This is a genomic window from Paracoccus seriniphilus, from assembly GCF_028553745.1.
Lineage (GTDB): Bacteria > Pseudomonadota > Alphaproteobacteria > Rhodobacterales > Rhodobacteraceae > Paracoccus > Paracoccus seriniphilus.
This window is the reverse complement of record NZ_CP067129.1, coordinates 1,244,562-1,267,696: the sequence shown is the minus strand read 5'-3', so window position 1 is coordinate 1,267,696 and position 23,135 is coordinate 1,244,562. Positions and strand designations below refer to the sequence as shown.

Sequence of the window (23,135 nt, the reverse complement as noted above, 5' to 3'; positions counted from 1 at the left end):
AGACCGTCCCGCTGACAGGGCTCATGCGCGATTGTGGCTTTCCGGCAGGATCACCGTGAACTGGCTGCCCTGCCCCTTGTGGCTGACAATCTTCAGACGCCCGCGATGGCGATTGACGATATGCTTGACGATGGCCAGCCCCAGGCCGGTGCCACCCTGTTCGCGCGATCTATGCGTATCCACGCGATAAAACCGCTCGGTCAGGCGCGGCAGATGGATCTCGTCAATCCCTTCGCCCTTGTCGCTGACATCGATCGCCCATGCCGGCCCGCGCAGGGTCGGTTCGTAATTTATGCGCCGCAGGGTGACACCCAGATACTGGCCGCCGCCCCCATATTTCACGGCATTCTCGATCAGGTTCTGGAACACCTGCACCAGTTGATCGGGGTCTCCGGGAATGCGCTGTGCGCCCTCCAGCCCCGATGTCTCCAGAGTGATCCCGGCGCTTTCGATGGCCTGCCCCAATGTCACAAGCACGCCACGCAGCATCATCGGCAGATCAACCTCCGAGGACGGGCGGCGTCTTTCATCGGCCTGCACGCGACTGAGTGACAGAAGGTCGCTGACCAGTCGGTTCATCCGGCCCGCCTCGCGCTCCATGATATCCAGAAAGCGATCCCGCGCCCTGGCATCATCGCGGGCGGGGCCGCGCAGGGTTTCGATGAATCCCATCATCGCCGTCAAAGGGGTTTTCAACTCGTGGCTGACATTGGCCACGAAATCGCGGCGGACCTGTTCCGATTCCTCGATCTCTGACTGATCAACAATGGCAATCATCGCGCCTTGGCCAAGAATGTCGGGCAAGGGGGAAACAGTCATCTCGGCAAAGAGATTGCGACCATCGGCGCGAATGTTCGCGCGCAGATTTGCCACCCCCTCGGCCGGGGTACCCAGGGTCGGCTCGGGCGTGGGGGCGGGATTGCGTGTCGGGTCGATCACCCAGTCAACTGCCTCGACGACAGCCGGATGACGCAGCACGGTGACAAAGGGCCGATCAAGCAGATCCTCGCCAAACAGGCTCCGCGCCGCGGCATTGGCACCGATGATCCGGGCATGATGATCGACGGCCAGCATGGCCAGCGGAACGCCGTCCAGAAACCCTTCGATCATGCGTTCGGCCCCGCGTTTCATGTCAGAGGTCTCAGCCCCTTGCGAAAGCGTGTCGCGTTCTCGCGATAGCGCCCTGCCGAAGCCAGCAGGCCCGCGCGCGCCTTGTCGTCCAGCATCCGCACGACCTTTCCCGGTGCCCCCATGACCAGCGCGCCTGCGGGGATTTCCTTGCCTTCGGCCACCAGTGCCCCGGCCCCGATCAGCGCGCCCTCACCGATCAGCGCGCCCTCACCGATGATCGCACCGTTCAGGATCGTCGCCCCCATGCCGATCAGCGCGCCGCGCCCGATCTCGCATCCGTGCAGGATGGCGCGATGCCCGATGGTGCAATCGGGCCCGATGGTCAGGGGAAAGCCCGGGTCGCTGTGCAGCACGCATAGATCCTGCACATTGCTGCCCGCCCCGATGCGGATCTCTTCATTGTCTCCGCGCAGGACCGCGCCCCACCAGATCGAGGCACCCGCCTCGGCGACGACCCGGCCCATCACCTGCGCATCAGGAGCGACCCAGACATCCGGGGCCAGTTCGGGCGAAATTCCGTCAAGCTCCCAGATCATGCCTCGCCCTCTTCCATCAACTGTTTGACAAAGGCTCCCAGCCCGCCCTGACGGTCACGACGCAGGCGCTCGGCGGTCAGGATGGCACGCAGGCGCGCCTCGGTCTCATCCAGATCGTCATTGACCAGAACGTAATCATATTCGGCCCAATGGCTGATTTCCGAGCGGCTTTTCTGCATCCTGCCGGCGATCACCTCATCGCTGTCCTGCCCGCGGCTGCGCAGCCGGCGTTCCAGTTCCGGCAGCGAAGGAGGCAGCACGAAGATCGATACCACATGCCCGCCAAGCGCCGACGCCCGGATCTGCTGTCCGCCCTGCCAGTCCACGTCGAACAGCGTGTCACGACCGTCGCGCATGGCAACCTCGACCGGTCCGCGCGGGCTGCCATACAGATTCCCGAAAACCTCGGCATGTTCCAGCATCTGGTCATCGGCAACCAGCGCGCGGAATTTTTCGGGTGTGGTGAAATAATAGTCGCGCCCGTCCTCTTCGCCCGGCCGCGGAGGACGGGTGGTGGCCGAAATCGAGAAGCGCAGGGTCGGATCCCATTCCATCAAACGCCGCGCCAAGGTCGATTTTCCGGCCCCCGAAGGCGATGACAGAATAATCAGCAGCCCGGTCCGGTCCATGTGCATATCGTCTCCTGCCATCCAGATTCCCGCGTGGGGATGGACCAGTCGCCGCGAACGGTCAAGCCCCACCGATACTTGCGATAGCTGAACTACACCCTCTACATTGCCTATTCTTTAACCATTCGTTAGGAAACGTCTGGGAACTGCGCCCCCGGTTTTGTATCGTGAGCTTGCACGAAGCCGGCGCGGCTTTCATTCTGTTCAGTGGTCAAGAGGTTCGAAGTCGTGTCCGACAGCAACAGCAGGGACAAGCAACAATCGTGCGCACGACCGACATCCGCGTCGGGTCAGGTACTGAGGCTTGCCGAATTTGACCGCAGCCATCCTCAGCGCCTCATGCTGGAACTGCGCGAATATTGGCACAGCCTGCGTCAGGGCCGAGCAGTCCCGGCACGTTCCGATATCGAACCGTCGGGAATCCGCCGCGTTCTGGACTATGCCTTCATTCTGGAACGCATTGCGCCGGGCGCGGCGCGTTTCCGTCTGGCCGGGCAGCATCTGATCGACCTCATGGGGATGGAAGTGCGCGGCATGCCCGCCGTCTCTTTCCTGAAACCGCCTTCGCGGGGCAGATTCGCCGATGTACTGGAAAGCGTCTTCAAGGCCCCCCAGATCGCCGAGCTGACCCTTGACGCCCCCGGCGAATATGCCCGACCCGCCCTGCGTGGCCATATGCTGCTGCTGCCGCTACGCTCGGATCTGGGTGATATCACCCGCGCATTGGGATGCCTGATCTCTGAAGGAGAGATCGGCATCGGCCCCCGCCGTTTCGATCTGATCGAAGACCGCGTGCGTCCGATCATCGCGGGCGGAAAGACCTTGCGCCCCTCGCCCTCATCATACGAACTTGCGGAAACGCAACGCGAGTTCCGGCGCCCCGACAGCGCTACAGGGGCACCCATGCAGACCAGCGCGCGACCGGCGGACATCCGCGACCTGCAGAATGCCTCGCCGGAACAACGCCGGGCAGCCTTTCGGATCATTTCGACGGATGGCGGCTAGCGGCTGACCCATCGGGCCACCCGCCGTCAAGATCGGCCTGTCGATCAGGCCGTCGGCACCACATGGACCGATCCATTCCGCGCCGACAGGGCAATCTCGCCTTCTGCCAGCCGCAGGGCATCATTGCCAAAGACCTCGGCGCGCCATCCCTTCAGCGCGGGCAGATCGCGCTCACCGGTCGCAATGGCGTCCAGATCGGCAGATGAGGCGATCAGCTTGGGGGCAACCCCTGCTGCCTCGGCCTTGGCTTTCAGCAGAACCCGCAACAGATCCGACAGCGCGGCATTTCCGGGTTTGCCCTGCGGATCGTTTTTGGGGCGGGGCAGATCCTTGGTTTCCAGGCCCGCCTTGATGGCAGCCAGGATTCCGGCCGCGATATCGCCCTTGCGGGCCTCACGCAGCAACAGACGCGAACGCCCCAGTTCGGCCTCATTCGACGGCTTGGTCGAGGCCAGTTCGATCATGGCATCGTCCTTGTAGACCCGCGAGCGGGGGACATCGCGCTCTTGCGCATAGGACTCGCGAAAGGTTGCCAGTTCACGCAGAATGGCCAGGAAACGTGGCGAATTCGTGCGCGTGCGGACCTTCAGCCAGGCCTCCTCAGGTCGGGTGATATAGGTTTCCGGGTTTTCCAGAACCGCAATCTCCTCGGCCAGCCAGGATTCGCGCCCGTTGGCCTTCAACTTCTCGTCCAGAAACTCATAGATGCCGCGCAGATGGGTCACATCCGCCAGCGCATAGGATTTCTGTGCATCCGACAAGGGCCGGCGCGACCAATCCGTGAAGCGCGAGGACTTGTCGAGATTGGCCTTGGCGATCTTGCGCACCAGCGTTTCATAGCCGACCTGTTCGCCAAAGCCGCAGACCATCGCCGCGACCTGGGTATCAAACAGCGGTTCGGGGAACAGTTGTGCGTCGTGAAAGAAGATCTCGAGATCCTGCCGCGCGGCATGGAACACCTTGACGGTGCCCTTGTGGCGAAACAGGTCATACAGCGGCTCCAGCGACAAGCCGCTGGCCAGCGGATCGACCAGCACGGCCTCGCCGGATTTTTCTCCGACCGGTGCCGAGGGCGGCAATGCCATCTGGATCAGGCACAGCTTCGACCAATAGGTGCGTTCGCGCAGGAATTCGGTATCAACCGTGACATAGGGCTGTGTTTTCGCAACTTCGCAAAAACGCGCCAGTTCCTCGGTCCGGGTGATCGTGACAATATCTTGGCTCATCAGGCTCTTTCTGGATCTTGGGCGGGTCGTCCGCCAATTCCGCAGCAATACGCTGCCGATTCTCGAATGAAAACCCCCGCCCTCACCCGGCCTTCCCTGTCCGGATCAAAGTGGCGCGATGTCCCCCTGCGCACGGGCAGCATGGAACCCGGCGACGAAATCATCCAGCGTCGCGCTGGAAATCGCGTCGCGCAATCCCTGCATCAGATCCTGATAATATTGCAGATTGTGCCATGTCAGCAGCATGCCAGAGATCATCTCGCCCGATTTGAAGACATGATGCAGATAGGCGCGGCTGTAATTGCGGCAGGCGGGGCAGCTGCAATTTTCGTCCAGCGGGCGCGGATCGTCCTGATGGCGAGCATTCTTGATATTGACCTGCCCGCGGCGCGTCCAGGCCTGCCCCGTCCGCCCCGAGCGCGACGGCAGCACACAGTCCATCATGTCCACGCCGCGTTGCACGGCCCCGACGATATCATCCGGCTTGCCCACGCCCATAAGGTATCGCGGCTTGTCCTGCGGCAGGAAGCCGGGCGCATAATCCAGCACGCCGAACATTGCTTCCTGCCCCTCGCCCACGGCCAGCCCGCCAATGGCATAGCCATCAAAGCCGATCCCGGTCAGCGCTTTGGCGGATTCCTCGCGCAGTTCACGCGTCACACCGCCCTGCATGATCCCGAACAACGCATGGCCCGGACGATCGCCAAAGGCATCGCGCGAACGCTGCGCCCACCGCATTGACAGGCGCATCGAATTGGCGACTTCTTCCGGCGTCGCGGGTAGCGCGGGACATTCATCAAAGGCCATGACGATATCCGACCCCAGCAGCCGCTGGATTTCCATGCTGCGTTCGGGCGTCAGGACATGTTTGCTGCCATCAATATGGCTTGCGAAGGTGACGCCCTCTTCGGTCAGCTTGCGCAGGCCGGCCAGACTCATGACCTGAAACCCACCCGAGTCGGTCAGAATTGGACGTTCCCAATTCATGAATTTATGCAGACCACCCAGACGGGCGACCCGCTCGGCACCCGGCCGCAGCATCAAGTGATAGGTGTTGCCCAGCAGGATATCGGCGCCGGTTTCACGCACCGATTCCGGCATCATCGCCTTGACCGTCGCCGCCGTGCCCACGGGCATGAAGGCCGGTGTGCGGATCTCACCGCGCGGGGTTCGGATGGTGCCGGTGCGGGCCGGGCCGTCCGTGGCGTGAAGCGTAAACTGGAAACGATCGGTCATTCTTGCTGCCTGTCAGGTGAACCGCCCGTGTTTAGCCATTTCGCACCGTCGCTGCAATCTGTTGGCCGCTCTGGACCCAGCCCGCATGGTGCCCTATATAAATGCTCAGAATTCACAGGATGACGACATGACCCAGCCGATGATGGAAGGCGCGCCGCTGATCGCGCCCTCGACAACCGAGCACCCTCTGTATGAGCAGGTCGTGGACGCCTGCAAGACGGTCTATGACCCCGAAATTCCGGTCAATATCTATGACCTGGGGTTGATCTACACCATCGAGATCAATGCCGAAAACGAGGTTCGCATCATCATGACGCTGACCGCGCCCGGTTGCCCGGTCGCGGGCGAGATGCCCGGATGGGTGGCAGATGCCGTCGAACCCCTGCCCGGCGTCAAACAGGTCGATGTCGAAATGACCTTCCAGCCGCAATGGGGCATGGACATGATGTCCGACGAAGCCCGGCTTGAACTGGGATTCATGTAAATTTCCCGTGACAGGGCAGGTGTCAGGTCGGCCCTGCCCGGCAGCGGCCTCTCTGGCGGGCCTTGAGCCGACGGGCAGCGATGCCTATGTTGATGTCAGGGTATAAAGCAAGGTTTCAGTCATGTTTGCCATTCCGGGTTCTTCCCCCGTCACCATCACTCCGGCTGCCGAGCGGCAGATCGCGCGGCTGATGTCCGGCAAGAATGCCTATGGCCTGCGGATCGGCCTGAAAAAGGGCGGCTGCGCCGGCATGGAATATACCATGGAACTGGCCGAAACCCCCGATGCCAATGAAGAGGTCATCGAACAGGGCGAGGCGCGGGTGATGATCGCCCCCATGGCGCAAATGTTCCTGTTCGGGACCGAGATCGATTATCAGACCGATCTGCTGGAATCGGGCTTCAAGTTCCGCAACCCCAATGTCACCGACAGTTGCGGCTGTGGGGAATCCGTGCGCTTCGAACCCATCGAGGGCAGCCGGACCGCGGATCAGCCTGGCTGACGCGCCTGCACGGGCTTTCCTGCCCTTGGGTTATTGCGTCCCGGCGGCTGACCTCCTAAGCCAATGACAAAGCGAAGGAGGCGAAGATATGGCACCGCGTAAACTGGCCGCAGGCAATTGGAAAATGAATGGCGATCTGGCTGCATTGGCAGAGATCGACATCCTGTGCGACGCCCATGGCGCGCCATCCTGCGATGTATTGATCTGTCCCCCCGCCACCCTGATTCATGCCATGAAGGCCCGCATCGGTGAAAACCGCATCGCCGTGGGGGGACAGGATTGCCACGCCAGACCCTCGGGGGCGCATACCGGTGACATCTCCGCCGCGCAACTGAAGGATGCCGGCGCGACATATGTCATTCTGGGCCATTCGGAACGACGCGCAGATCACGGCGAAAGCGATTCCGATGTAGCGCAAAAGGTCTCTGCGGCAATTGCCGCCGGATTGATCGCGGTGGTCTGCGTCGGCGAAACCGAGGCCGAACGTGACAGCGGCCAGACGCTGGATGTGATCGGTCGTCAACTGGCAGGATCCCTGCCCGAAGGTGCCAACGCCTCCAATTGCGTCATCGCCTATGAACCGGTCTGGGCCATCGGCACGGGCCGCACGCCGACCACCGATCAGATTGCCGAGGTTCACGCCTTCATGCGCGAGAAACTGGCCGCCTCGGTCAGCGATGCCTCGGGGATGAGCCTGCTGTATGGCGGCAGCGTCAAACCCTCGAATGCAGCCGAGATGTTCGCGATTGCCAATGTGGACGGCGCTCTGGTCGGCGGAGCCAGCCTGAAAGCCGCGGACTTCGGCGCAATCATCGCGGCACTGGAAGCCGCCGCCTGATCGGGCGGCCTAGCCTTCGGCCGGCAAGGCCGCTGGCTCGGGCAGCGGATCCTCGATCTGCAAGGCCGGCACCGCTTCGGTGCCGCCAAAGCCTGCCCATCGATAGTCCTGCAAGACCTGCCAGGCCAGTTCCTCCATCTCGGGAAACAGCGTGACGCGCGGAACCCGCCGTTGGGCAAAGAACTGATAGGTCAGATAGGCCAGTCCCGTCGGCACGGCGCTGTCGGGTCGCCAATGCACCGCATCGACAAACAGCGCATCGTCGTTGTCGTAATGTTCGCGCGCGGCTCGCGCGAACAGACCGGCTGGGATTACCCAGATCGGATGGCCGGTATGCTGTTCCAGCCATTGCCGCTCGTAATGCAGCACCGACATGGCTTGCGCGTCCAGATCCGGCTGGCGCGGCGACCAGGGCATGAACAGGACCGGTTCCGCGCCCTTGGCAATTGCGGTCATCGCGAACCAGTAAAGATATTGCAGGTTGTGCCGCCCCTGAGGCGAGGCAGGATCGGGCAGCCCGCGCTCCATATCCCCCATTTCCGTCAGAACCAGCCGGTCATAGCTGCCGCTTCGCGCATAGCCATGGGCCCGCCAGCGCTTGGCATTCGAGGACCAGCCGATGAAATCGAAATGGGTCGGTCCAGACCACAGCGTCGGAAAATCGACACCGGCATTATAGGCGTGATCGTCGTCGGGAAAGATCGCGGCAATCATCGAATGACCGCTGAACGCGATGGTGGCGTCAGGCCGCAGCACCGCGCGCAGCGATTCCCCTGCCCAGGCGGCGCTGCAAAGAGGCAAGGCACAGCCTGCTGCAATCACGGCCATGACATGGCGTCGCGTCAAGGAATCTGTCGTCATCTGCACCGCCCCATGTCAAATCCTGTCTCTCTGCCCAAGCATATGGCAAAACGCCCTGCCGGAACACTGCCCCGCCCCAGACAGAGTGGCCCGACAATCGAATGCCCCCCTTTCACATCCTTTGCCAGCCCCCTATGCTGGCCTTCAATAACGAAGGATGTGAGCATGACGAGCTCGGAAATCGATTATGGCGGAATGATGCATCGGGCCATGCAGGGCCTGATTGCGAATGTCCTGCGCAGCATCGCGACAGACGGGCTGCCCGGCGAACATCATTTCTTCATCACCTTCGACACGCGGGACGAAGGCGTCGAGATGGCCGATTGGCTGCGCGAACGCTATCCCGAGGAAATGACCATCGTCATCCAGCACTGGTTCGACAATCTGACCGTCGATGATGACGGATTCTCGATCACGCTGAATTTCGGCAACTCGCCGGAACCGATGCGAATCCCCTTCGACGCCCTGCGGACCTTCGTCGACCCTTCGGTCGAATTCGGTCTGCGCTTCGAATCGCCCGAGGATGATGAGGCAGACGAGGATGAAGAGGTCGACGCCGAATTCGCGCTGGATGTCGAGGACGAAGGTGATGACCCCGGCGATGGACCCGATGGCGGTGGCGAAGTCGTCCAGCTGGATCGCTGGCGCAAGTAGAACAACACCGATCCGGTGAAACCTGTGAACGTGGCGACCCCATGCGGTCGCCATTTTCAATGTCGATATCAGCATACCGTTGCATACGATTTGCGAATCCGCTTTCCGGGGGCTAGATATTGGCGCGAAACCTCGAGGGAGCCTTTCCAGATGACCACGACCCGCACCGAGACCGACAGCTTCGGACCTCTAGAAGTCGATTCCAGCAAGTATTGGGGCGCCCAGACCCAACGCTCGATCATCAATTTCCCCATCGGATGGGAGCGCCAGCCGGTCGCGATCATCCGCGCCCTTGGCGCCATCAAGCTGGCGGCCGCGCGCGTCAACATGGCCAACGGCGATCTGGACCCCTCGATCGGCAAGGCCATCGAACAGGCTGCGACCGAAGTCTTTGAAGGCAAGTTCGACGACAATTTCCCGCTGGTCGTCTGGCAAACCGGCTCGGGCACGCAGTCGAACATGAACGCGAATGAAGTCGTATCGAACCGCGCGATTGAAATCCTGGGCGGCGAACTGGGCTCGAAGAAACCCGTTCATCCCAATGACCACTGCAACATGGGTCAGTCCTCGAACGACACCTTCCCGACCGCCATGCATATCGGCATCGCGATGATGGCGCGCGATGTCCTGCTGCCCGGCCTGGAAAAGCTGCATGGCGCCCTGCTGGCGAAGTCTGAAGAATTCAAGGATATCATCAAGATCGGCCGCACCCATACGCAGGATGCGACGCCGCTGACCCTGGGCCAGGAATTCAGCGGATATGCCCATCAGGTCGCCAAGGGAATCGAACGGGTCAAGCTGGCCCTCAAGGACATCTATGAACTGGCGCAGGGCGGCACCGCCGTCGGCACGGGCCTGAACACCAAGAAGGGCTGGGACACCGCCATCGCGGCCGAAATTGCCAATATCACCGGCCTGCCCTTCGTCACCGCGCCGAACAAATTCGAGGCCCTGGCCGCCCATGATGCCATGGTCTTCTTCTCGGGTGCGCTGAAAACCGTGGCCGGATCGCTGTTCAAGATCGCCAATGACATCCGCCTGCTGGGCTCGGGCCCGCGCTCGGGTCTGGGCGAGCTGATCCTGCCGGAAAATGAACCGGGCAGCTCGATCATGCCGGGCAAGGTCAACCCGACCCAGGCCGAGGCACTGACCATGGTCTGCGCCCATGTCATGGGCAATGATGCGGCCATCGGCTTTGCCGGATCGCAGGGGCACTTCGAACTGAACGTCTACAACCCGATGATGTCCTATAATGTCATCCAGTCGATGCAGCTTCTGGGCGATGCTGCCAGCAGCTTTACCGACAACATGGTTGCCGGGACGCAGGCCAATATCACCCGCATCGACAAGCTGATGAAGGAATCGCTGATGCTGGTCACGGCACTGGCACCGACCATCGGCTATGACAATGCCACCAAGGTTGCCAAGACCGCCCACAAGAACGGCACGACGCTGCGCGAGGAAGCCATTGCACTGGGCTTTGTCGATGGCGAAACCTTCGACCGGATCGTGCGCCCCGAGGACATGATCGGTCCCAAGGGCTGATTCCGCACTGCAGGAACAGGGCGATGGGCGCGGTGGTGAGAACCATCGCGCCCTTTCGATATCCACCCCTGCCCCGGCCAAGGACCGGATCTGCAAGCGGCATTCGGCAGATCACCGCCGGTCTTCCACCCCGGCCGCGCAATATGCTGGCGCCTGATGTGAAAATCTCGGCTTCGCGATATAATCGCCCTGCCGATCACCTCGGCAAACCGGACGGATGATGTCACTATCGGAGGACATACGTGACCAAGATCATCAATCTGCGACAGGCCCGCAAACAGCGCGAACGCGCCGCGCGGCGCAAGACGGCCGATGGCAATGCCGTCAAATTCGGCGAGACCAAATCCCTTCGCACTATTCGCAAGGCCGAAGCCGAACGTTCCGAACGCAATCTGGCTGCCCATCGTCGCGATGACGATTGACCTGCCCCCCATGACACCACCGCTGAAGCGTTCGGTGACCATCGACGGACACCGGACCTCGGTTTCCCTCGAGGACGCCTTCTGGAAGGCATTGAGCCGCGAGGCCAGCCGTCGCGACATCACCCGCGCGACGCTGATCAGCCGAATTGACCACGCAAGGCCACCCGAGATCGGCCTTGCCACCGCACTGCGGCTTTTCGTGCTGGAGATGGTCCAGACAGGGGATGACCGGGATCGTCCGGAATGAATCGCCTATCGCGCCCCGCCCCGACATGCGAGCATCGGCAGAGTTGACTGAATCTCTTGCTTGCAGCCAAAGCCAAGGAGACACCGCCGATGTCCAGAAAGTCCAAGTCCCGGCAAACCACCGGATCAACAGGGATCAAAGCCGCGGCGAGTGCGATGGATTCGCTGCGCCGTCTGCTGCGCGAAGGGGCCATCATCTACGAGGCGCGGCGCAATTTCATCTTGCAAAGTGACGATCCCGAACATGTCCATCAGGCCCGCGTCGCGCTGCGCCGGATGCGCTCGTTGCTGCGGGGATTCGACGGCATGCTGACAGGGGAATCGACTTCTGCCATCAACGACCTTCTGGCGAAGAAATTTCGCGAACTTGGTCCGTTGCGCGATGCCGATGTCCATGCCGAGGCCGTTTCGGGGCAGGATGGCGCGGATCAGGCCCGGCAGGCAGCAGCCGAACTGCGTGCGCAGCTGCGCCAGGCATTCCGCGACAGCACGGACCTGTCCCTGAAGGCACAGATCGACGCGATCCTGCATGATTCCGTGAAGGTGCTGCGCGGCGCGCGTCGTCAGAGATTGGCGCGCGCGCCCGTGACAATCATCGCTGCCCGTGCGCTGCAACTGGCCTGGACCGAACTCTTGGCCTTTGGCGGCGACCTTGACACGCTTTCACCCGATGGGCTGCATCAGTTTCGCAAGCGCGCCAAGGACATGCGCTATCTGGTGGATTACTTCGCGCCGCTGTTTCCTGATGCATCCGGCAAGATGCCCAAGCGCCTGTCGCAGATGCAGGATGCACTGGGGATCGTGAACGACCTTGCCGTCATGCGCGAAAAATCCGGGCAGGACGAAGAGATCCGATTGCCCGCAGATGCCGAAAGAACCGAGGCCAAGGCCCGCAAGGCCGCCAACAAGGCCTGGCGGAAACTGAGTAGCGAACCAGCCTGGTGGTGCGATATTCCACCACGACCGACCAAGGGGGCCTGATCGGGTCGGGGGCTTCATCGCCCCCCTTGCCTATGACGCAGCGCGACCGGCAAACTGCTGGCGCAGTGTCAGCTTGCTGATCTTGCCAGTCGCCGTCAGCGGCATCTCATCGACAAAAACAAGATCATCGGGCATCTGCCAATCCGCCAGATGCGGCGCCAGCAAGGCCTTGATCTCGTCCAGCGTCGCAAGGTCATCGGGCGATACCGGTTTCACCACCATCAACGGACGTTCGCCCCATTTGGGATGGGGCATGGCGATCACCGCGCATTGCGCAACCTTGGGATGGGCGACAGCATGGTTTTCCAGATCGATCGAACTGATCCACTCTCCTCCGGATTTGATCAGGTCCTTGGCGCGGTCACGAATGGTCAGAATGCCCCCCGGCGCGATCGAGGCAATATCGCCGGTGCAGAACCAGCCCTCGGAATCGATCACCGCCGCGCTGGCCCGATCATTCTTGTAATAGCCGCTGGCGACGACATTGCCGCGCACATAGAGATCGCCCATCGCCTGACCGTCATGGGGCAATCGGCGACCATCCTCGCCGATGATCTTCATCTCGACCCCATAGACCCGCCGCCCCTGCGTTGCCTTCAGGTCCAGCCGCTGCTCCAGCGGCAGATCGTCCTTGTCGGCCGTCAGGGACCCCTGGGACCCCAGTGGTGAGGTCTCGGTCATGCCCCAGGCGTGGTTCACGTCGATGCCAAGCTCTTCGAACCGGGCGGTCAGGCTGCGGGGCATGGCGCTGCCGCCGACGACGATGTGATGCAGCGCCTCGGGCTTGCGACCCCGCTTGACGATTTCTGCATATAGCCCCTGCCAGATCGTCGGGACGCCCCAGGCGCTTTGCACGGCTTCGCCTTCGCACAGATCCCACAGGCTGGCACCGTCCAGGAAAGGACCGGGCATGATCAGACTGGCCCCGGCAAGCGGCGCGTAAAAGGGCAGCCCCCAAGCGTTGACATGGAACAGCGGCACCACCGGCAATATCCGCGGCTGCTTGCCCAGATCCGGACCGATGGTCGCGGCAACCGACAACGCATGCAGCACATTCGAACGATGGGTATACAGCACCCCCTTGGGATCACCGGTCGTTCCCGAGGTATAGCACAGTCCCGAAGCCGTGGTTTCCGCCAGTTCGGGCCAATCCCGACTGCTGTCTTCATTCGCCAGCAGATCCTCGTAACACAGGGCATCCAGACCGTTTTCGGGCATGTGATCTCGATCGGTCATGATCACGTAACGCAACCCCGGCAGATGGTCCTTCAGCTTCTCCAGCAATGGCACGAAGGTCAGATCGGTGAACAGCAACCGGTCCTCGGCATGCCTGATGATGAAGATCATCTGTTCCGCGGACAGGCGCGGATTGATGGTGTGGCAGATCGCGCCGATATTCGAGATGCCGTTATACAGCTCCAGATGGCGGTGGCCGTTCCAGGCCAGCGTGGCGACACGATCCCCCATCGTCACCCCCAGACGCTCCAGCGCATGGGACAGCTGAACCGCACGGGCGCGGGTCTGGGCATAGCTTTGCCGGTGGGTATCCCCCTCGGCACGGCGCGAGACGATCTCTGCCGCCGGAAAGCTGTCGGCGGCGTAATCCAGAAGATCGCCCTGCAAAAGCGGGCGGTGCATCATCAGGCCCTGCATCGTCGTTTTCTCCTCCCCGAGTTTCTTTCAGACTGTGGGCAGGGTGACGCAAAATCAAGAACTTGTATCCGGGCGGGCAGGATATACGGGGCATCCTTGCCCGCAGCCGGAAATACCGTGGCGTCAGTCGGTCAATCGCGCGATCAGCGAAGAGGTGTCCCAGCGACCGCCACCCATCGCCTGCACGTCCTTGTAGAACTGATCGACCAGCGCGGTGACGGGCAAGGAGACCCCGACCTCATCCGCGGCGGCCAGGCAGATGGCCAGATCCTTGCGCATCCAGTTCACCGCGAAACCGTGCTCGAATTCCCCCGCAGCCATGGTCTTGTGGCGGTTTTCCATCTGCCAGCTGCCTGCGGCACCCTGGCTGATCACCTCGACCACGCTTTCGATATCCAGCCCGGCCTTGCGGGCAAAGGCCAGCGATTCCGACAGCCCCTGAACCAGGCCGGCAATTGCGATCTGGTTGCACATCTTGGTCATCTGCCCTGCCCCGACTTCGCCCAGACGACGGCATATCTTGGCATAGGCAGCCACGACCGGAGCGGCCTTGGCGTAATCCTCTTCGGCACCACCACACATCACGGACAATTGACCATTTTCGGCGCCCGCCTGCCCGCCCGAGATCGGCGCATCGACATAGCCCAGCCCCATCTCTGTCGCCGCTGCGGCCAGTTCGCGCGTCACTGCGGCAGAAACCGTGGTGTGATCAACAAAGATCGCGCCGCGTTCCATGCCGGAAAATGCGCCGTCCTCGCCCAGACAGACCGAGCGCAGGTCATCATCATTGCCCACGCAGGACAACACGAAATCAGCCCCTGCAGCGGCCTCGCGCGGCGTTGGCGCGGACTGTCCGCCATTGGCGGCAACCCAGGCTTCGGCCTTTTCAGGACTGCGGTTATAGACCGTCACGTCGTGGCCCGCGGCCTTCAGATGAGCCGCCATGGGGAACCCCATGACCCCAAGACCCAGAAATGCCAGTTTGGCCATTGTGACTTCCTTTCAGTTATCCGTGTCGTGACACAGCGTTGCGTTGAAATGGTCGCGCCGCTGTCTTAAGGATCAAACCAACACCCTCATGCGCCCGGGTCAAGATCCCGCGGCCAGCACCAAGGCATCCCGGACCGGCACATGGAAACAACGCCTTCATGCTGACACTTTTCCGCTGGCTTCTCAGGCTGACCATTGCCCTTATCGTGCTGCTGTTGCTTGGCGCCATCCTGATCTGGTATTTCTCGGTCCGGTCCCTGCCCGATTATGATGCGACCTATCGCATGAACGGGCTGACCGCGCCGGTCGAAATCGTGCGCAGCACCGAAAACGTGCCCCATATCTTTGGCCAGAGCGATGCCGACATGTTCTTTGCACTTGGGGTTGCCCATGCACAGGACCGGCTGTTCCAGATGACGCTGCTGCGCCGTGCCGCGCAGGGGCGCCTGTCCGAGATTCAGGGTGTCGGCGCCTTTGCCGCCGATGATCTGGCGCGACGACTGGAACTGTATCGCCATGCAAGGCAATCGCTGGAAGCACAGAACAAGGACACCCGCGCGGCCCTGCGCGCCTATGCCGCCGGCGTGAACGAGTGGATTGCCGAAGTGAACGAGAACGCGCTGGGTCGCGGCGCGCCCGAGTTCTTTCTGTTCCCGGACCAGATATCCTATTGGCAACCCGCGGATTCCCTTGCCATTCTGAAGCTGCTGGCCGCAACATCCAGCGATGCCGTCGCCCAAGAGGTCCTGCGCGCCAGACTGTCGCTTGTCTCGCCCCAATACGGGCCGGATATCCTTGATGCAGGAACGGGCATGACACCGCGCCCGGTCTATGCCTCGCTCTTTCCCGGGGCGCGCTTTGTCACGCCGGAAAAACTTGCCCGACCCGGCGGTCCCGCACAGTTGACCTCCTTTCTGCGCCCCGGTCAGGGACTGGGCGCAAACAGCATTGCCGCCGCCCCCAGTCGCACGGCCGCCGGAGGTGCCCTGCTGGCCAATGACATATTGGCACCGATGACCGCCCCCTCCCTGTTCTATCTGGCGCGGCTGCAACTGTCCTCGGGCGGGGTGATCGGCGCGACGATTCCCGGCATTCCGGCAGTATTGTCGGGACGGAACCCGCATCTGGCCTGGGGGATTGCGCCCGCCCCGGTCGATGACGCCGATATCGCCATCGAAGAGGTGCAGCCGGGTAATCCCGATCGCTATCGCGGTCGAAACGGCTGGACCGATTTCCAGTCCCGCAACGAGGTGATCCGGATTCTGGACGCCCCGCCGCGCGCGATCACCCTGCGCAAGACCGAAAACGGCCCCGCCGTTCCGGGGCTGGATCCGGGATTGCGGGATGTCACACCCATGGGACATGTGCCGGTGCTGAAATGGACGGGATTGTCCGACAGCGACAGCACCCTGTCCGCCCTGATCCGGCTGATGCGCGCGCCTGATACGGACAGCGCGAAAGCCGCACTCGGGGATGTGGTCGCCCCGGCAATGATCGTGACATTGGCCGATTCCGACGGGATCCGCCAGATTCAGGCCGGCATGGTGCCCCGGCGCGCCTCCGACCATCCGACCGCGGGACGGATGCCCGCGCCGGGCTGGCTGAACAGCACCCGATGGGCCGATCCCGAATCCATCGAGACGGGCGACCTGCCCGATGAGACCGCCGGGATTCTGATATCTTCCGAAGAACGCAGCCCTGCGCTTTTGCGTCGCGGCAGGCTGACCCGGCTGATTCAGGACCGCGAGGTGCATTCGCGCGACAGCTTCATTGCCACCCAACTCGATGTCATCAGCCCGGCTGCGCGGGCCTTGCTGCCGCTCGTCGGGGCAAATCTGTGGTTCTCGGGCGAACCGGCCGCCCCCGGAACCGTCGAACGTCAACGTCAGGAGGCCCTGGCCCTTCTGGCGGAATGGGATGGCGAGATGAGCGAGCATCTGCCCGAACCGCTGATCTATGTCGCCTGGATGCAGCGTCTGCAGGACCGGTTGATCCGTGACGATCTGGGCCCGATAGCCGATGACATCACGATCCTGCATCCCTCATTCATAGATGCGGTCTTTCGCAACCGCGACGGCGCCGCGCGCTGGTGCGACATCGTGCAAAGCGCCCCAAAGGAAGATTGCACCACCATCGCGCGCCAGTCGCTGGATCTGGCGATACTTGATCTGACCGAGAAATTCGGACCCAATGTCACCAGCTGGCGCTGGGGCGACCTGCATCAGGTGGTCCATACCCATCCGGGCATTGGCAGCCTGTCCGGGCTTGGCTGGATCGTCAATCTGACCCAGTCGGTCTCGGGCGGTGATTTCACCGTGGCACAGGGCGGGTTGATGGGTGGCAAGAGCACGCCCTATCGCGCGGTCACGGGCGCGGGATATCGCGGCGTCTATGACCTTGCCGATCCCGACAGTTCGGTCTTCATCACCTCGACCGGCCAATCCGGCCATCCGCTGTCGCGCCACTATGACGATCTGGCGGAACTGTGGCGGCGCGGAGAGTATATCGGCATGTCGCTGGACCCCGAACTGGCACGCGCCGCCGCCTTGGGCGTCACGCGTCTGCTGCCGCGCTCTGAATAAACCGGCCCCCGAAATGCGAAACGGGGGCCAGACAGCCCCCGCTTGCACGCGATCAAGAGACATGGCGGCGATCAGAAATGGATCGCGCGACCATAGGCATCCAGAACCGATTCATGCATCATTTCCGACAGCGTCGGATGCGGGAAGACGGTTTCCATCAGCTCTGCCTCGGTGGTTTCAAGCGTGCGCCCGACCACATAGCCCTGGATCAGCTCGGTCACTTCCGCGCCAACCATATGCGCCCCCAGAAGCTCGCCGGTCTTGGCGTCGAAAATGGTCTTCACCAGACCCTCGGGTTCTCCAAGGGCTATCGCCTTGCCATTGCCGATAAAGGGGAAACGACCGACCTTGATGTCATGTCCCAACTCCTTGGCCCTGGCTTCGGTCAGACCGACACTGGCGACCTGCGGATGGCAATAGGTGCAACCGGCAATCGAGTTCGGCTTGATCGGATGGGGATGCTGACCTGCGATCAGTTCGGCCACCATCACGCCTTCATGGCTGGCCTTATGCGCCAGCCAGGGCGCACCGGCCACGTCGCCTATGGCATACAGCCCATCGACACCAGTGCGGCAATATTCATCGGTGATCACATGGGTGCGGTCGATCTTCACGCCCAGTTCTTCAATGCCCAGGTTCTCGACATTCCCCACGATTCCCACGGCCGAGATGACCGTATCGAATTCTGCGGTCTGGATCTTGCCGCCAACCTCGATATGCGCGGTCACCTTGTCACCGGCGCGATCCAGTTTCTTGACCCCAGCCTTCTCGATGATCTTCATGCCCTGCTTGACGAACTGCTTTTTCGCAAAGGCGCTGATTTCCGCGTCTTCGACGGGCAGCACGCGGTCCATGACTTCGACCACGGTGGTCTCGGCGCCAAGCGTGTTGAAGAAGCTGGCGAATTCGATGCCGATGGCGCCCGAACCGATGACCAGCAGCTTTTTGGGCATATGCGGCGGTTTCAGCGCATGCCGGTAATTCCAGACCAGCTTGCCGTCAGGTTCCAGGCCCGGCAATTCGCGGGCACGCGCGCCGGTGGCCAGAATGACCGCCTTGCCCTCGATCTCTTCACTGCCCTTGTCGGTCTTGACCGTGACCTTGCCCTTGCCGGTGATCCGGGCCTCTCCCATGATCACCGTGACCTTGTTCTTCTTGAGCAGATGGCCGACGCCGCCGGACAACTGCTTGGCAACGCCGCGCGACCGCTCGACGACCTTGTCGATATCATATCCGATCTTGTCGGCAGTCAGGCCGAAATCCTTGGCGCGCTCCATCAGGTGGAAGACCTCGGCGCTGCGCAACAGGGCCTTGGTCGGAATACAACCCCAGTTGAGGCAGATCCCGCCCAGATTTTCACGCTCGATACAGGCCACTTTCAGACCCAATTGTGCGCCTCGGATCGCAGCGACATAGCCGCCGGGGCCGGCGCCGATCACCACCATATCGAATTTCTGGGCCATCATGTCCCTCGCTTGCTGAAGATAGTTCAGCGTTAAACCATTTGCGAACAGTCAGCAAGCCAAGCCCCGCCCGCAAAACAGGCCTGTCGCAGCGGGGCGTTGGGCAATCAGGTCTCGCTTGCCTCGCGGGTTTCCGCAGGGTCGTCCGACTGAGCCTCGTCCATGATCGCTTCAAGTGCCAGAGGCGTGGTGCTGGGTGTCACGACCGCATAGCTGGCCTGTTCATCCGGCGTCAGGGCGCGGCGACGTGTCATCCGCCATGCCGCATAGACGGTCAGCCCGCTCAGCATGACCCCCATGTAGATCCAATAGCCATCGGACCCGATCTGCCCCATCAGCCAACCGGTGATCAACGGCCCGCCGATCGAACCGATGCCATTGATGAACAAGAGCCCTGCCGAGGCCGAGGCCATGTCCGAGGGATCCAGAAAGTCATTCGTATAGGCCAGCAGGATGCCATAGATCGGGTTTGCCACGCCGCCCATCAAGGCCGCCGCGATCACCAGCCCCATGGTTCCCGGTTGCAACAGCACGACAAGGAATGTGACCGCCGCGCCAAAGGCTCCCAGCAGAAAGACCATCCGGCGGCGATCAAAGCGATCCGACACCCATCCCAGCGGATATTGCAGCGCCAGCCCGCCCGCATAGGCGGCTGCCACGAAAACAGATATTTCGGCAACCGACAATCCGATCTGGGCGCCCCAGACCGCGGACATCCCCGACACCACCGACAGCACGCTGCCCATCACGAAGATCCCGACGCAGCCCAGAGGTGAAGCCTGATAAAGTTCGCCAAAGGACATCCGCTTGATGGTTTCAAACTGCGGGCCGGGCTTGGCCGACAGCAAAATAGGCGTAAAGGACAGCGAAACCAGAACCGAGGGGATGATGAACAGCAGATATCCGGCCGGATCACCGGTGTTCAGCAGAGCCTGCGCGACGACGATTCCCAGCAGCTGGACGATCATATAGGCCGCCAGGGCCTGCCCGCGCGATTCATTGCTGGCCCCTTCGTTCAGCCAGCTTTCGGCAGTGATGTACACGCCGCAGAAGCAGAAGCCGATCAGAAAACGCAGCAAACTCCAGAAGATCCAGTTCGGCTCGATGGCATATAGAACCAGGATCGCCGAAATCAGCGACCCCAGGGCGGCAAAGACGCGCACATGCCCGACGTTCTTGATGATCCCCGGAACGAACAGGCTGCCCAGCAGGAAGCCGCCGAAATAGCTGGACATGACCACGGACATGCGGAAGGTCGGAATGCCTTCGATCCCACCCCGGATCCCCAGCAGGGTTCCCTGCATGCCGTTGCCGACCATCAACAACAACATGCCAAGAAGCAGCGGCCAAGTGCTGCGTAAAACCGAACTCATGATGCCCTCGCTGCGCCCGAACTGCCAAAGCACAGCCCCTAGAGTGCATCGGCCAGCAAGGTCAAATCAAATACGACATTCCGGGATCAGAAGCGACGCATCGCCATAGCTGAAGAAACGATATCCGTTTTCGACGGCATGTTCATATATTTTCTGGATTTTTTCCTGCCCCATCAGCGCCGAGACCAGCATCAGCAGGGTCGATTTCGGCAGATGGAAATTCGTCATCAACGCATCTGTCACCCTGAATTGATAACCGGGATAGATGAAGATGTCGGTCGTGTCGCGAAATGGCTGCATCCGGCCTTCGGCGGTGGCAGCCGATTCGATCAGGCGCAGTGCCGTGGTGCCGACCGCAATGACCCGGCGGCCTTCGGATTTCGCCCGATTGATCTGCGCGGCGGCCTGGGCACTGACCTCGCCCCATTCGGCATGCATGCGGTGGGTTGTGACATCCTCGACCTTGACCGGCAGAAAGGTGCCCGCCCCGACATGCAGGGTAACATGGACGAATTCCACCCCCCGCGCGCGCAGTGCATCCAGCAGCGGCGCGTCGAAATGCAGACTGGCGGTGGGTGCCGCAACCGCACCCTGCCGTTCCGCCCATACGGTCTGGTAATCCTCGTGATCGCGCGCATCGGGCGCACGCAGCGCCGCGATATAGGGCGGCAAGGGCATCGCCCCGACCTTGTTCAATGCCGCGTCAAAGGCATCGCCCTCGGCATCAAAGGCCAGACGCAGCCCGCCATCGGCGATCTCGACCACCCTTGCCGAAAGCTCATCGCCAAAGCGGATGACCTCGCCTTCGCGCAATTTGCGAAGGGGTTTGGCAAGCGCGTTCCATCCACTGGCGGCAGGTTCCAGCAGTGTGACCTCGATCCGGGCAACCGCATCCCCCTGTGGCGTCACGCGGGTCCGGGTGCCTGCCAGCCTTGCCGGAATGACCTTGGTGTCATTGAGCACCAGCAAATCGCCCGGCTGCAGGATCTGGGGCAGATCACTGACATGGCGGTCACAAATCTCCTCCCCCTGGGCCAGCAGCAGGCGCGCCGAACTGCGCGGTCGGGCCGGACGCGTGGCGATCAGGGATTCGGGCAGATGAAAATCAAAATCGGACAGTTTCATGCCCGCGCTTGTGATTGCATGTCCAGCCAGCGTCAAGCGCGCTGAACAGATGGTGATAACCGAGTAAAACAGACAGTCTTTACATATCCGACAATTTCTCTAGGTTGTTTTCAAACAGGAGCCGCCGATGATCGTCTGCCATTGCACACAGATTTCCGACCATGAGATTCGCGATGCGATCAACTGGATGCGCAGCGCCGACCCCCGGACGATCATCACACCCGGCAAGATCTATCACGCCCTTGGCAAACGCGCCGATTGCGGCGGCTGCATGCCGCTATTTCTGGACACCATGCGCAACTGCGATAGCTTGACGGTAGCCCCGCCAATTCTGCGGGCGAAATCAAAGATTACGGAAGGGTCCGGACATGAAGGGCGACAGCAAAGTCATCGAGTATCTCAACGCCGCGCTGCGGTCTGAACTGACAGCCGTCAGCCAATACTGGCTGCATTATCGGCTGCAAGAAGACTGGGGCTATGGTCATATCGCGGACAAATCGCGCGCCGAGTCCATCGAGGAAATGAACCACGCAGACAAGCTGATTCAGCGAATCATCTTTCTGGAAGGTCATCCCAATCTGCAGAAGCTTGATCCGTTGCGGATCGGCCAGAACCTGAAAGAAACCATGGAGGCCGATCTGGCCGGCGAACATGATGCGCGCAAACTGTATATCGAGGCGCGTGAGCACTGCGAAAAAGTTGGCGACTATGTCAGCAAGGCCCTGTTCGAGGAACTGATCGCCGATGAGGAAGGCCACATCGACTTCCTGGAAACCCAGCTTGATCTGCATGACACGATCGGCGCCGAGAAATTTGGCCAGCTGAACGCCAAACCGGCCAGCCAGGCCGAATGATCAGGGGCGAATTGCCCGTCCTCTGACCCTGAACCGGGGCGCGCCCGATTGTTCGCGCCCCGTATTGATCCTGCCCGCTATCGCAGCCAGTTGCGCGCCAGTTCGGGCAGTTCATCAAAGTGATGCAACAGTGCATCGGGCTTCAGCCGGGAAATCGCATTGCCTTCGGGGCCAAAGGCCACCAGCGCCACCTTGACCCCCGCCGCCGCGGCCGTGCGCCGGTCGGTTTCCGTATCCCCCAACAGGAATGACTGCCCCAGATCACCGCTGACGGCCTCGACCGCAGCGCGATAGGGGCGTGGATCGGGCTTGCGCACGGGCAAGGTATCTGCCCCGATCAAGGCTGCAAAGGCGTCGCGGATGCCCAGTTCCCGCAACAGCGTTTCCGCCAGGGACTCGGGCTTGTTCGTGCAGACCGCCAGCCGGAACCCCTCGGCGTCCAGCCGGGCCAGCGCCTCGACTGCACCGGGATAGAGCCGTGTATGGACAGCGATATTCTCGCCATAATGCTGCAACAGGCGGTTGTAATCTTCATCCTCGGCTCCCGGAGGCAACAGGACATCCTCCGGCATGCGGCCATAGCCAGCGCGCAGCATGGCACGCCCGCCGTGGAATGCGATCAGCGCATCCTCGACCGGGTCCAGCAATTCCCCCAGCCCGCGTGCGGCAAAACAGGCATTGGCTGCTGCCAGCAGATCCCCCGATGTATCGGCCAGAGTTCCGTCCAGATCAAAGACCACCGTACCAGTCATGCGCCATCCTTTCGCGACATATTCGGAAAACAAAGGTGAACGTGCCG

The 23,135-nt window shown here is 61.9% G+C and carries 24 protein-coding genes; 12 read left to right on the top strand and 12 right to left on the bottom strand.

Going from position 1 to position 23,135, the window contains the following annotated elements:
- Positions 1-21: 21 nt before the first annotated feature.
- Genes JHW44_RS06225 through gmk form a run of 3 tightly spaced genes read right to left on the bottom strand, consistent with a single transcriptional unit; the run spans position 22 to position 2,296 of the window.
- A complete protein-coding gene (locus tag JHW44_RS06225; protein WP_245846783.1) occupies positions 22-1,131 on the bottom strand; it encodes a sensor histidine kinase in 1,110 nt (369 codons plus the stop codon).
- Positions 1,128-1,667, bottom strand: a complete 540-nt coding sequence (locus JHW44_RS06220) for a gamma carbonic anhydrase family protein (RefSeq protein ID WP_089342927.1) — start codon at positions 1,665-1,667, stop codon at positions 1,128-1,130. The genes JHW44_RS06225 and JHW44_RS06220 overlap by 4 nt, the downstream gene beginning before the upstream one ends.
- Positions 1,664-2,296, bottom strand: coding sequence for a guanylate kinase (gene gmk, locus JHW44_RS06215; RefSeq protein WP_179217640.1), 633 nt, complete (start codon positions 2,294-2,296; stop codon positions 1,664-1,666). The genes JHW44_RS06220 and gmk overlap by 4 nt, the downstream gene beginning before the upstream one ends.
- Positions 2,297-2,635: 339 nt before the next feature.
- Here gmk and JHW44_RS06210 point away from each other — a divergent pair, with 339 nt between their 5' ends.
- The gene (locus JHW44_RS06210; protein ID WP_089342929.1) at positions 2,636-3,301 is read left to right on the top strand and encodes a PAS domain-containing protein; all 666 of its coding nucleotides are present in this window, start codon (positions 2,636-2,638) and stop codon (positions 3,299-3,301) included.
- Between the two features lie 44 nt (positions 3,302-3,345).
- Here the strand turns inward: JHW44_RS06210 and rnd are convergent, their stop codons facing one another.
- Both rnd and tgt read right to left on the bottom strand, forming a co-directional pair.
- Positions 3,346-4,515, bottom strand: a complete 1,170-nt coding sequence (gene rnd, locus JHW44_RS06205; RefSeq protein ID WP_089343267.1) for a ribonuclease D — start codon at positions 4,513-4,515, stop codon at positions 3,346-3,348.
- Positions 4,516-4,632: 117 nt separating this feature from the next.
- Entirely contained in the window at positions 4,633-5,763 is a 1,131-nt protein-coding gene (gene tgt, locus JHW44_RS06200) for a tRNA guanosine(34) transglycosylase Tgt (protein ID WP_089342930.1), read from the bottom strand.
- 127 nt (positions 5,764-5,890) lie between these two features.
- Here tgt and JHW44_RS06195 point away from each other — a divergent pair, with 127 nt between their 5' ends.
- From JHW44_RS06195 to tpiA, 3 genes are all read left to right on the top strand, one after another.
- Entirely contained in the window at positions 5,891-6,247 is a 357-nt protein-coding gene (locus JHW44_RS06195) for an SUF system Fe-S cluster assembly protein (RefSeq protein ID WP_089342931.1), read from the top strand.
- Between the two features lie 121 nt (positions 6,248-6,368).
- Positions 6,369-6,749, top strand: coding sequence for a HesB/IscA family protein (locus JHW44_RS06190; RefSeq protein ID WP_089342932.1), 381 nt, complete (start codon positions 6,369-6,371; stop codon positions 6,747-6,749).
- Between the two features lie 88 nt (positions 6,750-6,837).
- Positions 6,838-7,587, top strand: a complete 750-nt coding sequence (gene tpiA, locus JHW44_RS06185) for a triose-phosphate isomerase (RefSeq protein ID WP_089342933.1) — start codon at positions 6,838-6,840, stop codon at positions 7,585-7,587.
- A gap of 9 nt (positions 7,588-7,596) precedes the next feature.
- Here the strand turns inward: tpiA and JHW44_RS06180 are convergent, their stop codons facing one another.
- Complete coding sequence (locus JHW44_RS06180; RefSeq protein WP_089342934.1) at positions 7,597-8,448, bottom strand: hypothetical protein; 852 nt, start codon at positions 8,446-8,448, stop codon at positions 7,597-7,599.
- A 165-nt stretch (positions 8,449-8,613) separates the two neighbouring features.
- Between JHW44_RS06180 and JHW44_RS06175 the strand changes: the two genes are divergently transcribed.
- From JHW44_RS06175 to JHW44_RS06155, 5 genes are all read left to right on the top strand, one after another.
- The gene (locus tag JHW44_RS06175; RefSeq protein WP_245846785.1) at positions 8,614-9,102 is read left to right on the top strand and encodes an SspB family protein; all 489 of its coding nucleotides are present in this window, start codon (positions 8,614-8,616) and stop codon (positions 9,100-9,102) included.
- A gap of 150 nt (positions 9,103-9,252) precedes the next feature.
- Positions 9,253-10,647, top strand: coding sequence for a class II fumarate hydratase (fumC, locus tag JHW44_RS06170; RefSeq protein WP_089342935.1), 1,395 nt, complete (start codon positions 9,253-9,255; stop codon positions 10,645-10,647).
- Positions 10,648-10,889: 242 nt separating this feature from the next.
- The gene (locus JHW44_RS06165) at positions 10,890-11,069 is read left to right on the top strand and encodes a DUF4169 family protein (RefSeq protein WP_089342937.1); all 180 of its coding nucleotides are present in this window, start codon (positions 10,890-10,892) and stop codon (positions 11,067-11,069) included.
- 10 nt (positions 11,070-11,079) lie between these two features.
- On the top strand, positions 11,080-11,316 hold the full coding sequence (locus JHW44_RS06160) for a ribbon-helix-helix domain-containing protein (protein ID WP_245846787.1): 237 nt from the start codon (positions 11,080-11,082) through the stop codon (positions 11,314-11,316).
- Positions 11,317-11,471: 155 nt separating this feature from the next.
- Entirely contained in the window at positions 11,472-12,296 is an 825-nt protein-coding gene (locus JHW44_RS06155; RefSeq protein ID WP_272850307.1) for a CHAD domain-containing protein, read from the top strand.
- A gap of 30 nt (positions 12,297-12,326) precedes the next feature.
- Here the strand turns inward: JHW44_RS06155 and JHW44_RS06150 are convergent, their stop codons facing one another.
- Together JHW44_RS06150 and JHW44_RS06145 are read right to left on the bottom strand one after the other, a co-directional pair.
- Positions 12,327-13,949, bottom strand: coding sequence for a long-chain fatty acid--CoA ligase (locus JHW44_RS06150; RefSeq protein WP_089342940.1), 1,623 nt, complete (start codon positions 13,947-13,949; stop codon positions 12,327-12,329).
- Between the two features lie 123 nt (positions 13,950-14,072).
- Entirely contained in the window at positions 14,073-14,939 is an 867-nt protein-coding gene (locus JHW44_RS06145) for an NAD(P)-dependent oxidoreductase (protein WP_089342941.1), read from the bottom strand.
- A 158-nt stretch (positions 14,940-15,097) separates the two neighbouring features.
- On the opposite strand from JHW44_RS06145, the gene JHW44_RS06140 reads away from it, so the two are divergent.
- On the top strand, positions 15,098-17,521 hold the full coding sequence (locus JHW44_RS06140; protein WP_089342942.1) for a penicillin acylase family protein: 2,424 nt from the start codon (positions 15,098-15,100) through the stop codon (positions 17,519-17,521).
- Between the two features lie 71 nt (positions 17,522-17,592).
- Here the strand turns inward: JHW44_RS06140 and lpdA are convergent, their stop codons facing one another.
- The 3 genes from lpdA to queA all read right to left on the bottom strand — a co-directional run bounded on the left by lpdA (position 17,593) and on the right by queA (position 21,482).
- On the bottom strand, positions 17,593-18,987 hold the full coding sequence (lpdA, locus tag JHW44_RS06135) for a dihydrolipoyl dehydrogenase (protein ID WP_089342943.1): 1,395 nt from the start codon (positions 18,985-18,987) through the stop codon (positions 17,593-17,595).
- Between the two features lie 104 nt (positions 18,988-19,091).
- Positions 19,092-20,357 (bottom strand): MFS transporter, encoded by a 1,266-nt coding sequence (locus tag JHW44_RS06130; protein ID WP_089342944.1) that lies wholly within the window; start codon positions 20,355-20,357, stop codon positions 19,092-19,094.
- A gap of 66 nt (positions 20,358-20,423) precedes the next feature.
- Positions 20,424-21,482 (bottom strand): tRNA preQ1(34) S-adenosylmethionine ribosyltransferase-isomerase QueA, encoded by a 1,059-nt coding sequence (gene queA, locus JHW44_RS06125; protein WP_089342945.1) that lies wholly within the window; start codon positions 21,480-21,482, stop codon positions 20,424-20,426.
- Between the two features lie 127 nt (positions 21,483-21,609).
- Here queA and JHW44_RS06120 point away from each other — a divergent pair, with 127 nt between their 5' ends.
- Positions 21,610-21,903, top strand: coding sequence for a (2Fe-2S)-binding protein (locus JHW44_RS06120; RefSeq protein ID WP_089342946.1), 294 nt, complete (start codon positions 21,610-21,612; stop codon positions 21,901-21,903).
- Positions 21,851-22,336 carry a bacterioferritin gene (bfr, locus tag JHW44_RS06115; protein ID WP_089342947.1) on the top strand — a complete coding sequence of 162 codons (486 nt, stop codon included), beginning with the start codon at positions 21,851-21,853 and terminating at the stop codon, positions 22,334-22,336. Before JHW44_RS06120 ends, bfr begins: the two co-directional genes overlap by 53 nt.
- 77 nt (positions 22,337-22,413) lie before the next feature.
- On the opposite strand, the gene JHW44_RS06110 is transcribed toward bfr, so the two are convergent.
- Positions 22,414-23,088 carry an HAD-IA family hydrolase gene (locus tag JHW44_RS06110; protein WP_089342948.1) on the bottom strand — a complete coding sequence of 225 codons (675 nt, stop codon included), beginning with the start codon at positions 23,086-23,088 and terminating at the stop codon, positions 22,414-22,416.
- Positions 23,089-23,135: the final 47 nt, after the last annotated feature.